14 protein-coding genes are annotated in these 14,924 nt (G+C 33.4%); all 14 read right to left on the bottom strand.

The window, feature by feature from the left end; all coding sequences use genetic code 11:
- Positions 1-4: 4 nt before the first annotated feature.
- From AC6I5C_RS05095 to gmd, 14 genes are read right to left on the bottom strand one after another with little or no spacing between them, the layout of a single operon-like run.
- Complete coding sequence (locus AC6I5C_RS05095; protein WP_497904224.1) at positions 5-817, bottom strand: glycosyltransferase; 813 nt, start codon at positions 815-817, stop codon at positions 5-7.
- The gene (locus tag AC6I5C_RS05090; RefSeq protein WP_497904223.1) at positions 814-1,968 is read right to left on the bottom strand and encodes a glycosyltransferase family 4 protein; all 1,155 of its coding nucleotides are present in this window, start codon (positions 1,966-1,968) and stop codon (positions 814-816) included. Before AC6I5C_RS05090 ends, AC6I5C_RS05095 begins: the two co-directional genes overlap by 4 nt.
- Complete coding sequence (locus tag AC6I5C_RS05085; RefSeq protein WP_497904222.1) at positions 1,965-3,077, bottom strand: acyltransferase family protein; 1,113 nt, start codon at positions 3,075-3,077, stop codon at positions 1,965-1,967. The genes AC6I5C_RS05090 and AC6I5C_RS05085 overlap by 4 nt, the downstream gene beginning before the upstream one ends.
- Positions 3,078-4,049, bottom strand: coding sequence for a glycosyltransferase family 2 protein (locus AC6I5C_RS05080; protein WP_497904221.1), 972 nt, complete (start codon positions 4,047-4,049; stop codon positions 3,078-3,080).
- Entirely contained in the window at positions 4,042-4,782 is a 741-nt protein-coding gene (locus AC6I5C_RS05075) for a glycosyltransferase family 2 protein (RefSeq protein ID WP_497904220.1), read from the bottom strand. The genes AC6I5C_RS05080 and AC6I5C_RS05075 overlap by 8 nt, the downstream gene beginning before the upstream one ends.
- A gap of 5 nt (positions 4,783-4,787) precedes the next feature.
- A complete protein-coding gene (locus AC6I5C_RS05070) occupies positions 4,788-5,759 on the bottom strand; it encodes a nucleotide-diphospho-sugar transferase (protein WP_497904219.1) in 972 nt (323 codons plus the stop codon).
- 3 nt (positions 5,760-5,762) lie between these two features.
- Positions 5,763-6,587, bottom strand: coding sequence for a sulfotransferase family 2 domain-containing protein (locus AC6I5C_RS05065; protein ID WP_497904218.1), 825 nt, complete (start codon positions 6,585-6,587; stop codon positions 5,763-5,765).
- A 36-nt stretch (positions 6,588-6,623) separates the two neighbouring features.
- On the bottom strand, positions 6,624-7,787 hold the full coding sequence (locus AC6I5C_RS05060; RefSeq protein ID WP_497904217.1) for a glycosyltransferase family 2 protein: 1,164 nt from the start codon (positions 7,785-7,787) through the stop codon (positions 6,624-6,626).
- On the bottom strand, positions 7,780-8,760 hold the full coding sequence (locus AC6I5C_RS05055) for a glycosyltransferase family 10 domain-containing protein (RefSeq protein WP_497904216.1): 981 nt from the start codon (positions 8,758-8,760) through the stop codon (positions 7,780-7,782). Before AC6I5C_RS05055 ends, AC6I5C_RS05060 begins: the two co-directional genes overlap by 8 nt.
- On the bottom strand, positions 8,748-9,998 hold the full coding sequence (locus AC6I5C_RS05050; RefSeq protein ID WP_497904215.1) for an ABC transporter ATP-binding protein: 1,251 nt from the start codon (positions 9,996-9,998) through the stop codon (positions 8,748-8,750). Before AC6I5C_RS05050 ends, AC6I5C_RS05055 begins: the two co-directional genes overlap by 13 nt.
- Positions 9,999-10,024: 26 nt before the next feature.
- Positions 10,025-10,870 carry an ABC transporter permease gene (locus AC6I5C_RS05045; RefSeq protein WP_497904214.1) on the bottom strand — a complete coding sequence of 282 codons (846 nt, stop codon included), beginning with the start codon at positions 10,868-10,870 and terminating at the stop codon, positions 10,025-10,027.
- A 9-nt stretch (positions 10,871-10,879) separates the two neighbouring features.
- On the bottom strand, positions 10,880-12,271 hold the full coding sequence (locus tag AC6I5C_RS05040) for a UDP-glucose 6-dehydrogenase (protein ID WP_497904213.1): 1,392 nt from the start codon (positions 12,269-12,271) through the stop codon (positions 10,880-10,882).
- A 4-nt stretch (positions 12,272-12,275) separates the two neighbouring features.
- The gene (locus AC6I5C_RS05035; RefSeq protein ID WP_497904212.1) at positions 12,276-13,232 is read right to left on the bottom strand and encodes a GDP-L-fucose synthase family protein; all 957 of its coding nucleotides are present in this window, start codon (positions 13,230-13,232) and stop codon (positions 12,276-12,278) included.
- Positions 13,233-13,242: 10 nt separating this feature from the next.
- Entirely contained in the window at positions 13,243-14,361 is a 1,119-nt protein-coding gene (gmd, locus tag AC6I5C_RS05030; protein ID WP_497904211.1) for a GDP-mannose 4,6-dehydratase, read from the bottom strand.
- Positions 14,362-14,924: the final 563 nt, after the last annotated feature.

Below are 14,924 nucleotides of genomic sequence, written 5' to 3'. Positions count from 1 at the left end.
TTTATCAATTCAGCATTTTATATGAAAACATTTTAGTGTGGCTTACTAAAAGTTTTGCAATCCATTTTAATCGCGAGTATATAGGCATATTCAACCTTTTCGACCTTATAATTATTGATCTCAGTGCACGTGCATCTAATTTCTTTGTTAAGGATGCATCTTCTATGGATGCAGGAAACAATTGTTGTGAGGCTTTATGAAACCGAATTGACTCCTGAAGCCAGACCTCATCAAAAGCACCAGGGGATTGATGTGACATCATTAGTGAGCTTAACACCCCCACTTTATATTTTTTTTGTATTCTCAAAGAAAAGTCTATGTCATATAAATGAAAACCTTTTAAAAGCTCTTCATTAAATTTGAATTCTTTCCAAACAGTTTTCTTAGTTGCTAATAAACATCCATCCAAAACGACAACTTCCTCAAAGTTATTCAATTTATTATCAGCAAAATCACGCTTATTATCCAATAGGCAAGACCTGTAATACTCGTTAGGAATCGAAATCCAAGGGGCCGGATATTTTGATTTAAATGTGGCTCCTGCCACCCCTACCAAGCCAATAACATTATCTTTCAACGTTTCTATCAGTGGAATTCCCCAATCATTAATATGAAACAAAATATCATCATGACAAAAAATGAGATAGTCATATTGCGCCTTTTCCGCACATAAATTATAAATTTGGCAGATACCAGTTCCATCCTCACTATTGTCATAGTTAATCAGTTCATAGGATAGCCCAATGGTTTGTTCTATATTCTCTTGAAGACTTTGAAGTCTTTTCTTATTTCTAGACGGCACAATAATACTAATCATGTCAATTCTTCAATTACATTTAAAATTAGTTTAGCCTGTTCGGCTATATCAAAATGTTCTATTACCGCCCGTTTTCCATTTGCACCATAGCCATGTAACAACTTTGGTTGTTCTTTGAGTTTTAAAATGGTTTGGGAAAATGCAGAATAATTAAATTTAGGGATCACTTCCCCACAGTCATACTCTTTAATAAAAAAAGGTAAATCGCCTATAATATCAAAGCTAATGAGCGGATTTTCGCAATAGGCATTTTCCAAACCAACCAAACCAAAGGCTTCTTCTCTGGATGAGAGAAAAAACAAATCGAAATTTTTAAAATAAACCTCTGGGGTAGGCGTACTCCCTGTAAAAATAATTTGATCTTGCAATCCCAAGGATGTAATCTTCTCTTTTAGCTCTAAAGCTAAATCTGTTTTATCGTTGCCAACCCATACAAACTCGAATAAAACATCTGGTACTTCCTCCATCGTTTTTATAGCAAAATCAACAAAGATATCAGTTCCTTTTCTTAATTCTACACCCCCACAAGCTCCAACCCGAAAAGGATCTCCTTTTGGTTTAGATTCTATTTTTAACTTGTCGATGGCTCGTTTTCTTTCAGGAAATAAAAACACCGAATTTTCTACGAGTTTTGAAGTATCAATATTATATGTTTCTATTAAGAAATCTGTAATGGTTTTACAGCTTGACACTAATACATCTGACTCATGAAGCATCTTATTTACAAGGATTTGATTCATCCCTGAAACGACTTGCCTTAATTCGTGCACATGAGTAATCTTTTTCGCTAGATAGCCCTGTAAAAAATCAAACATCGTATTACACCCCAGAGAATTAAAATATATGACATCGTATTTATTTTCCTCTAGATGTTTATTTAGCTTTTGTTGGTGTCGTTTAATTGTGCTACTATCATTTAAAATTTTTCTTTGAATTTTTGATTTCAAATCTAATTTTAAGAGATATTTTGGATAATAAAAAAACAAATTACCAAGAGCTTGAAATTCATTATCTAGCTCTCCTGTTTTATAAATAAGCATATCAAAGCTAAAATATCCGTTGTTTTTAAATTCCTTCAAAAGTTGCAGCAATAACAACGGGGCTCCAGATTTTTTAGATTCGTGAATAACAAATAAGATTTTCTTCATCATCCAATCTTATATTTATCTCTTAATTTCGTCATGGGGTTTTCATAGAACTTATAGATTAATACAGAGCCTAAAATGGTATAAAACCAAAATAGAAAATAATTAAACCAATAAATTTCTCTAAAGTTAATTCCAAATTTACTAAGAATTGAATGAGAAATAGGAATTAAGAGCCATTGAACTACAGATAAATTTAATAAATACATTCCATAAGAAATAATGCTTATAAAAATAAAAACACTATCCAATAAATTAGACTTGGTTGACTTTACGCTTGTTAAAAAAGGTAAACAGAATAATGTGATGATAGACTCTAAATTAAAAATAAAAGGTTGATAAATGACTGCCTTTAAATTAGGTAATAAAATAAATAATCCTAAAGCTATGGCTAATGGATAATATCGATACTTTTTCCAATAAATAGGAGCTTTAAAATATGTATATGCACCGATAATCCCATACATTAAACTATCCACCCTTAAAATTAAAATTTTTCTAAACTCGTTATCAAATTCACTTATCCCAATTCCTAATTGAAATTTCACAATTCGCAATACCAATGGTACGACTAAAAAAACAATAGTGCTTATTATTAAAGCTCTTTGCTTGTTTCCTAACAACTTGTTTAAAATAAAAATTAAAAAAGGGAACAATAAATAAAACCACTCTTCGATTGTTAAACTCCAACCTTCTGGAAAAAAACTAGGGCTTGGAGTTACAAAATTTTGAAGAAATAAAAAATACTTATAAGAAACAACCGGAGGATTTTTCAAAATAAAATTTTGATAGACAATTAAAAACAATAATATTAAAAAATAGTTAGGAGCCGTCCTAAACCATCTCCTAATCCAAAAATTACACAAATCCTTAGAATTGAAATTTGAATTCCGAAGTGTTTTTAACAAAATACCGCCAATGAGAAATCCACTTAGTACAAAAAAAATTGAAACTCCATCAATAATACCAGGAAAAATTATATCATAATAATACTTTATGGAATCTGGCAGTAAGTTTCTACCATGTATAAACATAACCATTAAAATCGCAATACTTTTTAATATATCAAGACCCACAATTCGTTTAATGTGTTTGCTTTTATAATTTTCAAACATTTAAATTTTTATTTTTTTTGCTAAAGAAATTTTCCCACGCTGAACAAGAAATTTCAAAAATTCAAGGCGAAGTAACCCACTTAATTCCCCTAAATAATTAAATATTTTGAACTTCTCCGATAATGGAAACGCATCGTTCAAAAAAATATCGTATTTAAAGACTGTAAAATAAAAGCTCATTATTTCTAATCTTTTCCGAGAAGACAATTTTAATTTCTCAAAAATGGGCTTTAAAATGGCGTTTAGTTCTTTAAAAGATTGTGCATTATTAGATGCCGTAAGCTTGTCGTCGTGGTACCGCGTACTATTTAGTTGTTCATTTAAAAACCCAATATCGGCTTGCTCTAACATTTTAAAATACAAATTATAATCGCCGTTACGTCTAAATTTAAAATCTAAACCACCTGCTTCTAAATACGTTTGTTTTCTAAAAATAGTACCACTAACATTTGGAATTAAACATTTATAGACCAAATAATCCTTTATAAAATCTGCGCCTAGATAGTAGTTTAATTCAGACTCGTTCTTAGAAAACAATTCGGATTCATACCCTTTAAAAATTGGATGAAATTCAGAAATTTCCTCTCCCTTGGCATTAATAGCATTTGACTTCGTAACAACCATCCCTAAATTAGGATTCTGATCGAAGAAAGCTACTGTGTTCTCTAAAAAATAGGCAGAAGCTAAATCGTCGCTTTCGGCTATCCATATTAAAGCTGCCTTAGCCAATTTAACCCCTTTATCCCATTGCACAAAAGGAGATCCTGAATTGGTTTTATTAGGAATAACCCTTAAATCGCCAACATAAGATCTAGAAAACTCATTTATAAACTCCAAACTTTGATCAGTAGATGCATCATCCAAAATAATTAGTTCAAAGTCCCTGTAGGTTTGATTTGCAATAGAGCTTAAACGTTGCTCTAAAAAAAATTGGTGGTTATAATTAGGAACAATTACCGAAACCTTAGGCATAGTTAAAATTTAAAAATGTTTTTGAACACCATTTCATCCATGCTGTTTTTCTAAACTTGAAACAAATTTTTACCCAAACAGGCATTTTCTTTAATAGTTCATTTTTTCTAGATTCGAAAGCCTCATCTTCAACACTAGAACTCATACCTTCCGTATTAAACAACGCAATATTTCTATTGATATAAGCTATCTTAATCATTGGGGATTGAAAACACCGTAAGTTAAATTCCCAATCGGCATTCACTTTATAGTTCAATTGGTAGTGCCCCATTATCTGGAATACTGAGCTATTAAAAAATATGGCTTGGTGACAAATATTTTTATAAATCATTTTAAAAAGGTTAAACTTGCCATCATATACTTCATTTTCTGGCACCTTTATCACATTTCCGTACACCAAATGATTAGACTTTTTTAACCGCGGTACACATTCTTCAATAATTGTTGGGCTTATCAACACATCGTCAGCTCCAAGAAATAAAACCCAATCACCCGTAGCAAGATTGATTCCTTTGTTCATGGCATCATAAACCCCTTTATCTGGTTCGGAAACCACATAATGAACGTTTTCTCTATTTGATTCTATGATGCTCATGGTTCCATCTGTGGACGCCCCGTCTATAATGATGTATTCAATCTTTTGATAGGTTTGATTAACAACAGAATCTATCGCTTTTTGAATGGTTAGAGCAGCATTATATGACACTGTTATTATAGTTACAAATAGTTTCAAAACAGTTATTTTTTTATAAATGCCTTTTGTAAATAATACTTCAACGTTTTTTTAAACAGATAAGTAGTAGCATTCTGGTAGTTTCTTTTTGAAATAAAACACCACTGTTTTTTCAAAAGTTCTTCATACTTCGAATTATCCTCATAATTAATCTGACTATGAACATCTATATTAAGCCCTTCATCCAAGTTTATGCCCTGAAGGTATTGATTTTCTCTTTTGGTATGAGTGGCATTTTCATGGTTAAAACCAATGTTTATTGTTAATGGCCTTGGAGGAACTACAATTCTTTTTTTATTGATTAAGCCGAAAAACACCCATTGAAAATCCCAAGTGCCAGGCTCCCCTAAATAAGCTAACTCACTAAACTTTTTATACCAAAATTCAACCCAAGGTACATCTACGTTATCTCCTTCTTTCAGGGAAAAAATCAGCATTTTATACTTTTGAAAGACATTGGCATTTCTCCAAACATTTAATTTATAATCAATTTCATCTGCAGAACGTTTCCATGTTCCCCATCCCCACATATTCATAAACCTTGAAGTAAACGTATTCTCTTCCTGGATACCAAAATTAAACCCGGAAACCGATAGAATATTCTTATCGTCCTTATACCTTATAAGCATGTCTTCTTGAAATTTAAAAAACCCTAGACTTGGTATGATATCATCTTCAAGGATTATCCCATATTCGACCTTCTCAAAAAACCAATTTAAAGCATTTTTAACCCCATTATAACATCCTTGATTGTAATCACAATATCTTGTTTGTAGCTCACAATCCCAATCGACTCCCTCTTTGACAAGAGCCCTGGTTTCAAGTACTTTTTTGTCGTCACCCTGCTTATTAGAATTAAATCCATCTGAAGCAACGTACAAATATTTAGGTTTAATTTTCCGAATTTCATCCAACACTTTTACTGTTGTATCCGGTCTATTATATATTATAAAAAGGACTGGGGTATTATAATACATATACTAATTTTCATCAATATTTTCGGGATATCCATAATACTTAAAGTCATCACGAAATAGGCGGACTACTCTTTTCTCTAAATCTCGATTAAAAAAATTTTTATATTCAGGAATCTGTTCTCTATCGTCGAATAAATCATCCCCCACAAACCCTTGAGCAATCATCTTTTTCTTATGATGGAATGAACCACGTAGCTTATCATAATTTGAATTTTTTAATTCTAGTTCCTTTTCGACTTCTTTTAATTTCTCTCGAGAATTTTCAATATGAATAATAAAAGGTTTTATTACTCCTCCCTTTTCAATTCTTGAAATCTGAGGTGTGAGATGTTCATCTAACAACTTTAAATCAGTATTTTCCAAAATTTCAATGTATCTACTAAAACTAATTTTACCTGTGAAATTATCTTTAAAAAATACTTCTTTAGCTTGATTTTTTAGTTTCTCCATCCTCGGATCGCTATTATTGTATAACATTAAAATATGAAAATATGAACTTACAGCTCGCGAAAATGGATTTCTAACAAACTTGACAAAATTAATTTTCTTCAAGTCTAATTTGTAAAGCATTTTCTTGTAATCAGAATTATTTTGAATAATATCTATTCTATAATTGTGAACCCAATCGTCATACTCTAAGGCTTTCTCTAATTGATTAGTTTGATAGAAAAACCATTTCACACCTAAAGTACAACCTGCCTTTGGACTCCATAACATTCCTAAACGTTTTTCCTTATCAACCAGAACTAATGGAGCATCAAAAATCATTAGTTGATTTCTTTTAAATGTTTTTCGATAAATACCCCTTATTACGTTTTCAATATTCATAGGTGATGTAGTGTCTCTTCAACAACAATTTTTTATTTAACAAATTTTAAATTCTTGTTTTCCTTCATTTATTTCAATACTATAATCGTTTACTACATTATGAAATTTAATAAGGTTCCATATCACAAAATAAATATCCTGTTCCGCCAGAAGCATTCCTTTGTTTTCATTTACTTGCCGTTCTAAATACTTAACATAAGAATTATTTATTATTACATTCCCTTTAAAAAACAAATTTGTTAACTTTCTATAAAAATGCAATAAGCTATTTTCAAAATACTTGTCTGGTTTTTTAGAAATTATCACATTTATATGGAGATATTCATCTTTTTTGAGTTTTTTAATTGAATCTATCAAACTCGTGATTAAATCTAATTTAGAATTTAACACAATATTTTCCGGTACCTTCAATTCAATACTCTTAGTTCTTTTAAACAGAATTCTATCATTAGGATGAACTATTTTTCCCCAAGAGCTTAGATCCCTTTCTGTTTCACTAATATTTAATTGATAATAAACAAGCATTTGCTCATACCATTTATCAGGAAACAAAAAGGGATTCTCATTAGATACAATTGGGTGCCATTGATGAAATACTGGCGCATCGTCCTCACGTAACCATTCTTCCGTTATCCCTTCCTTATTTAAACGTTCATATAGATCAAAATCTTCAAGCCCCCAAAAACAATAAAATTCGTCAAAACCTCCAATAGATATCAATTTTGCTTTATTGACAATATGTATTGCGCCCTTTGTTCCTCTTTTTGAGGATTTAAAGGATTTCTCTGGCTGTATAAAATCATTAGTATAGTAATAATTTTTAGGCAAATAATAAAATTGTTTGAATAATTGGACATCATTACTTAAACAAGGCAATACACTTTCAATAAAATTATTGGAATATATTAAATCTATATCGCTAAATAGGATATACTCACCTCTAGCCTGCCTTAAACCAGTGTTAAGAGCATGAGATCGATTCCATGGCCATCCTCTAGTATCATTATATATATACTGACAAAACACATAACTTTCTGTTATTCTCTTGACCTGATCTGCAACCTCCAAATCACTGCCATAATCCACAAATAGCAATTCGAAATCTTGAACGGTCTGTTTTTTTATGGACTCAAGATATCGTACTACTCGTTCAAGATCTCGATTTCGATAACCAACAATAATAGAAATACGCTTAGACATTGAGTATGTTCTTTATAGACATTTTAATTTTATTTATAAATACTTTATTTTCGTCTATAGCAATAGAATCAATATTAGAAGGAATATAATCCCAATGTTTCTTTTTCTTTTCTATTTTTTTTAAATGATTAGCAACAAAAGGAAAAAGCTGGTATTTTTTTAAAACTAGCTCTCTTGCCTCTTTCAAACTCTCCAAATTTGTTTGCCAAAAATCCCCCTCTATTGCTTTATGAATAATACTGACAGCCTCTAGAGGTTTCGTCGGATCAATATGTATTATTGCTTTTTCAGGAAAATATTTATTGATATTTGTACATCCATAATAAATTGGAATAGTCCAAGCTAAAAAGCAATCTACTATCTTTTCAGTCCAATAATCATTGCAACTAAAATTCTCTAACGCTAGACTATATTTATATGGATAAATTCCATCAAACTTATCTTCTATCTCTTTAAAACCTCTACCAAACAAATCAAAATCAATTAAATCTTCTATCTGATCTTTAAAATCCATTCTCAAAATATGGCCAGGATTTAATCTTAGGTTACTAGTTATCCATGATATTTTATCTTGTTTAATTCCTCTTTCATTAGGAGACAAATTTAACAATTCATCATAGGTTTTATTTAGATGCCAAGGCAAACATCCTTGCCCAGATATGATATTATTTTCATTCTTATCCCAAGAAGTATAGACTTCATCAAAATATTTAAACAACCTCTTATGCCATTCATAGCGCTCTATTGGCGGCTCTTGAGTAAATAGAAACTTTCCATTTTTTCTACACTTGACAATAGCCTCTTTTCTTAATGAATTTAATACTACAAGGTAATCAAATTCCAAAACATTATCTGTTGTGAACTCTATGCCATTCCATGTTTTTGTTCTACCCGGGGTCTGCCTAAAAATATCTGGATAATCCCAATCTTTTATTATTCTGACTAGCATTTGATTAAAATTTAAAATTGCCATTTTGTAGGCGTAAACACTTTTGCTGCTTTAGGAAACATGTTGGGACGACCAATATTAGGCCCCTTTTGAACATCAATTTCAATACAGTTTTCTAAACTATGAAGCATGATTCCTTCAGCAACCATTCCAATATCAAGAACATATGTGTCAGGAGCAAAATTTAAACTTTCAATTTTGATTATAACTCTTCTCACATCACCTTTGTTACCACTAATAGAAACATTTTCATCTAAGTTAGTTATATGTGAAATTAAATCTAAATTGGTATTTTTAAAATTGACTCCTAAATCCACGTTACCTATAAACTCATTAAATTTAAGAACAACCTCTAACTTCATTGTATCACCTGTAAAAAAAGATGTACTAGCTTCTGTTCCTCTGTAAGATTTGTAATCAATAATCTCTACATTTCGATTACCACCTTTATCAATTACATTTCCCCTTTTATATGCTTCAATATCTACCGACAAATAGCGTTCCACCGTTTCTTCTGCCGTCCCCATGAATTCAATGGTTCCCTGATTTAGTAAAATGCCCTTTTCACATAAATTTTTAACCGAGGCCATATTATGACTTACAAACAATACAGTTCGCCCAGTTTTTGAAACCTCTTTCATCTTACCAATGGCCTTTTTTTGAAACTCGGCATCCCCTACCGCCAATACTTCATCGACTATTAATATTTCTGGTTCTAAAAAGGCTGCTACGGCAAATCCTAAACGCACATTCATCCCTGAAGAATAACGCTTTGTAGGAGTATCAATATACCTCGCACAGCCGGAAAACTCAATGATCTCATCTATTTTGGATCGAATTTCTGCCTTGGTCATACCCAAAATAGCCCCATTTAAGTAAATATTTTCCCTTCCGGTAAGTTCTGGATGGAATCCTGTTCCTACCTCTAATAACGAAGCCAGTCTTCCATTGATTTCTATCCTACCGGTTGTTGGAGCCGTTACACGACTTAATAATTTTAAAAGTGTACTCTTTCCTGCACCGTTTCTACCAATAATACCTACGACATCCCCTCGTTGCACTTCAAAATTTAAGTCTCTTAGCGCCCAAACATATTCAGACTCTCCAATTGTACTTCTATCATTTGATTCCCCTACTTTTAAATAAGGATCCTCATTATTTAAAATTTTCGTTTGCCACCACCTGTTTAAATCGTGTGCAATTGTACCTGTGCCCACAGTCCCCAAGCGATACTGTTTGCTTAGGTTTTCTATTTTTATCATCGTATTGTCCATTGTTCACACTAAAATTAAACAGTATCCATAAATGTTTTTTCTACTTTGTTAAAGGTAATTATTCCAATAAACAGAGTTAGTAACATAAACCCAAAACTATACCCTAAATACGACCAACTAAACATACCCGCTCCTGTGAACCCATATCTAAATGTTTCAATTATTGGCGTCATTGGGTTAGCAAGAATAATCCATTTAAACTGACCATCTACAAAAGACAAGGGGTAAATAACAACCGTTGCATACATGGCCAATTGCACTGCAAAAGACAACAAAAAGCTAAAATCCCTATACTTAGTTGTTAGTGATGAAATGATCATTCCAAACCCTAAAGCCAATCCTGCCATAATAAAAATCAACACTGGTAATAAAAGAATATATGCATTAGGATTCAAGTTTCCACCTCTATAAAGAAAATAGCCCCAAACGCATAAAAATAAGGTGAATTGAACAAAGAATTTAAGGAGTTGAGAAACTACAAGACTCAAGGGGGTTATGATTCTAGGAAAATAGACTTTCCCAAAGATCCCTGCATTACCCCTGAAGGTATTGGAGGTTAATGTTAAACAACCTGAAAAATACTGCCATAACACATTACCTGATAAATAAAATACAATTGGAGGCATGCCATCTACTGGTAATTTTGCAATATTATTAAATACCAGCAATTGCATTATTGACGTTAGAACAGGCTGAATTACAAACCATAAAGGCCCTAACACGGTCTGTTTATAAACAGCCACAAAATCGCGACGAACAAATAGAACCAATAAATCTCTATAGCGCCAAACTTCCTTAAAATTAAAACTTAGCAAGCTAGACTTTGGAGTTATTTCTAAATGATAAGAACTCTCTTCCATTAAATCTTATTATTTACCGATGGTATATACTTTAAACCCTAACTCGTTCATTGAAGGCACATCCAACAAACGGCGTCCATCAAATACAAAAGCTGGCTTCATCATGTTCTCATATACCTTGTCCCAATCGTAGGATGTAAACTCATCCCATTCAGTCAACACGGCTACGGCATGTGCCTGATCCATAGCTTCGTATGGATTATCAACCACTGTTACTCTATTTTTTATTTCTTCGGAAGACAACGTTCCTAAATATTCCAAATCGGAATAGATTTGTTCTTCAGTTACTTTTGGATCGTAAACAACAATATTTGCCTGTTCCTGAAGCAAATGTTCAGCCACATAAATTGCTGCACTTTCTCGAGTATCATTGGTATCCTTTTTAAAGGCCCACCCTAAAAATGCAATCTTTTTGTCTGCAATTGTGTTATATAAAGTAGTGATAATCTTTTTAGCAAAACGGTACTTTTGGTAATCGTTCATTATGATGACCTGCTCCCAATAATTAGCCACCTCGTTTAGACCAAGAGATTTAGAGATGTACACCAAGTTTAAAATATCCTTTTGAAAACAAGAGCCTCCAAAACCAACAGAAGCTTTCAAAAACTTAGGTCCAATTCTAGAGTCTTTCCCTATAGCTCTAGAAACTTCTTCTACGTCAGCTTCGGTAGCTTCACATAATTCCGAAATAGCGTTAATAGAAGACACACGCTGAGCTAAGAAAGCATTGGCTACTAATTTAGACAATTCCGAAGACCAAACATTGGTTGTTAAAATCTGTTCTCTAGGCACCCAGCTTGCATAAATATCCACCAAAGCTTGCATGGCTTCTTTACCTTCGGGAGTATCCTCACCTCCAATCAACACTCTGTCTGGACTTTGCAAGTCTTCTACTGCGGTTCCTTCTGCTAAAAACTCAGGATTGGATAGAATCGAAAATTTATGTCCATTACCTGTATTGGCCAAAATACTTTTTACCGCTTGAGCCGTTCTTACAGGCAAGGTAGACTTCTCTACAACAATTTTATCTCCTTTTGCTACTCTGGCGATTTGACGTGCACACAATTCCACGTACTTTAAATCGGCGGCCATTCCTTTTCCTTCACCATAAGTCTTGGTTGGGGTGTTTACAGAAATGAACACCATTTCAGCTTCCTCAATAGCCTTATCAACTTCCGTTGAAAAAAAGAGGTTTCGTCCTCTTGCCTCTTTCACCACTTCATCCAAACCAGGTTCATACACAGGTAATTTTGACAAATCCTCATCATTCCAAGCGGCAATCCTAGTCTTATTAAGATCTACCACCGTTACTTTTACATTAGGATTTTTTTGGGCAATTACAGCCATTGTAGGACCACCAACATAACCAGCCCCAATACAGCATATATTTTTTATTGTCATTACTTTAATTTGAAAGTTTTACTTGCTTTATATCTTCTATGTGTTCCAAAAACCATTGATAGTTTTCTGCTATCCCCTCTTTCAATGGAATGGAAGCTTGCCAACCTTGTTGGTTCAATTTAGATACATCCAATAATTTTCTGGGGGTTCCATTGGGTTTTGTGGTATCCCAAATGATTTCTCCCTTGTGCCCTACAATTTCTTGAATGGTTAAGGCCAACTCCTTAATGGTAATATCTGTTCCTGTACCTACATTATAAAGGTTCTCTGAAAGTTTGTTCTCTATTGCAAACACCACAGATTGTGCCATATCATCCACATGCAAAAACTCTCGCATTGGCTCTCCACTCCCCCACAAGGTTACGGGCGCATTTTCATTGAGCTTCGCTTCGTGGAATTTTCTGATCATAGCTGGCAGCACATGGGAGGTTTTTAAATCGAAATTATCAAATGAGCCGTATAAATTGGTAGGCATTAAGCTCACAAAATCCTTTTGATACTGCTTCCTAATCGCTTCACAAGCTTTCACTCCTGCAATTTTAGCGATGGCATACCATTCATTTGTAGGTTCCAAACTGTCGGTTAACAAATACTCCTCCTTTAAAGGTTGAGGTGCCAACTTCGGATAAATACAAGAACTACCTAAAAACACAAATTTAGCCACATTAAGTTTATGGGCTGCATCGATAAGGTTGTTCTGAATTTGTAAGTTTTCCATTAAAAACTGGTAAGGGTAGTCATTGTTAGCCAAAATGCCACCCACCCTTGCTGCTGCGTCTACAATGACATCAGGCCGCTCTTGCGATAGGAACTGCATCACAGCCTCTTGGTTTCGCAAATCCAACTCCGCACTGGATTTTCCAATTAAATTGGTATATCCTTTTTGTTCCAAGGCCCGCCAAACTGCTGACCCAACCATGCCCTTATGGCCTGCAATATATATTTTTGAAGATGTATCCATTCTTAAAAAACTATTCAAAATAATTTAAAATCTGATAATCCCCTTCTTTTAAGTACTGCTCCTTTTTCATTAACTTAAGGTCACTTTGCATCATATCATTCACCAAATCCTTTAGATCGAAATTTGGGGTCCATCCCAATTTATTATTTGCTTTGGAAGCGTCACCTATTAATAAATCGACCTCTGTAGGCCTAAAGTATTTAGGATCTACAGCCAATACTTCTTTACCTATTTCAATTTGATATTCGGAATTATCGCAAGACACCACATAAGCCTTTTCCTCAACTCCTTTACCCTTAAATTCCAAAGTGACGCCAACTTCGGCAAAAGCCATACGTACAAAGTCGCGTACTTTCGTTGTCTTTCCTGTAGCAATCACCCAGTCTTCTGCTTCGTCCGCCTGAAGGATCATCCACATCATGCGCACATAATCCTTGGCATGCCCCCAATCGCGCTGCGCATCAAGATTCCCTAAGTAGAACTTATCCTGCAGCCCTAAAGCTATCCTTGACACTGCTCTAGTGATCTTTCTAGTCACAAAAGTTTCCCCCCGAATAGGAGATTCATGATTAAACAAAATACCATTACAAGCATACATTCCGTAAGCCTCACGATAGTTTACAGTAATCCAATAAGCATACATTTTAGCTACCGCATACGGACTTCGCGGATAAAATGGTGTTGTTTCCGACTGTGGAACTTCTTGCACTTTCCCATACAACTCCGATGTAGAAGCCTGATAAATCCTTGTTTTCTTTTCCAATCCCAATAGGCGCACCGCATCCAAAATCCTTAAAGTTCCCAAACCATCTGCATTACCAGTATACTCCGGTACTTCAAATGACACATGTACATGACTCATCGCTGCCAAATTGTAAATTTCATCTGGTTGAATCTCTTGAATCAAACGAATCAAGTTTGTACTATCGGTCATATCTCCATAGTGAAGAATGAAATTTCTATGGGATTCATGTGGATCTTGATACAAATGATCAATCCTATCGGTATTGAACAACGACGAGCGACGTTTTAACCCGTGTACAACATACCCTTTTTTCAACAAGAACTCACTTAAATATGCGCCATCTTGACCTGTTACACCTGTTATAAAAGCTACTTTTTGATTCATATATAATATTTTTAACGACACGTCACTTTTTATGATTGACCTATAAATTAATCAAGTTTTATGACTCTAGTTTGCTCCTTTCTCCACCATTTCACCAAAACACTAAAAAAACAAAGTTGACCAGAATCATTATTCTTCTCCTAATATCCCTTTTTTACATCTGAGGGATAACCAAAAGAATAGCATCCTGAACCATCTAGAATGTTATTCTTCCTGACTAAACGGCAATATTACTGCCTTATTTCATTTTATCCTATTTCCAATCTAAAGGTTATACACTTTAGCATCTGTCCTAATATTTCTTGCGCTGCTTCAAATAACATAAAAAATTCAATTTTATAGCTCTGTCTTCATTCAAATAAATGCTCATCAATCCAACCTAAACCTATAAGGCCGCCTATATAGAATTCTTCACAAGACACTCACATCTTAACATTTAGACAAGAATTCGAAAATATTTCAAGTGCTTAACAAAATAAAACCCGAAACGATAATAACCAATCTTGAGGTTTACACATTGGATTTGTAAAAATAACCCGATTCAACCAACGAAAAAAATTACA

It is taken from the genome of Mangrovimonas sp. sgz306409 (genome assembly GCF_059735265.1).
The sequence above is the reverse complement of the archived record's forward strand: the minus strand, read 5'-3'. Positions and strand labels throughout refer to the sequence as shown.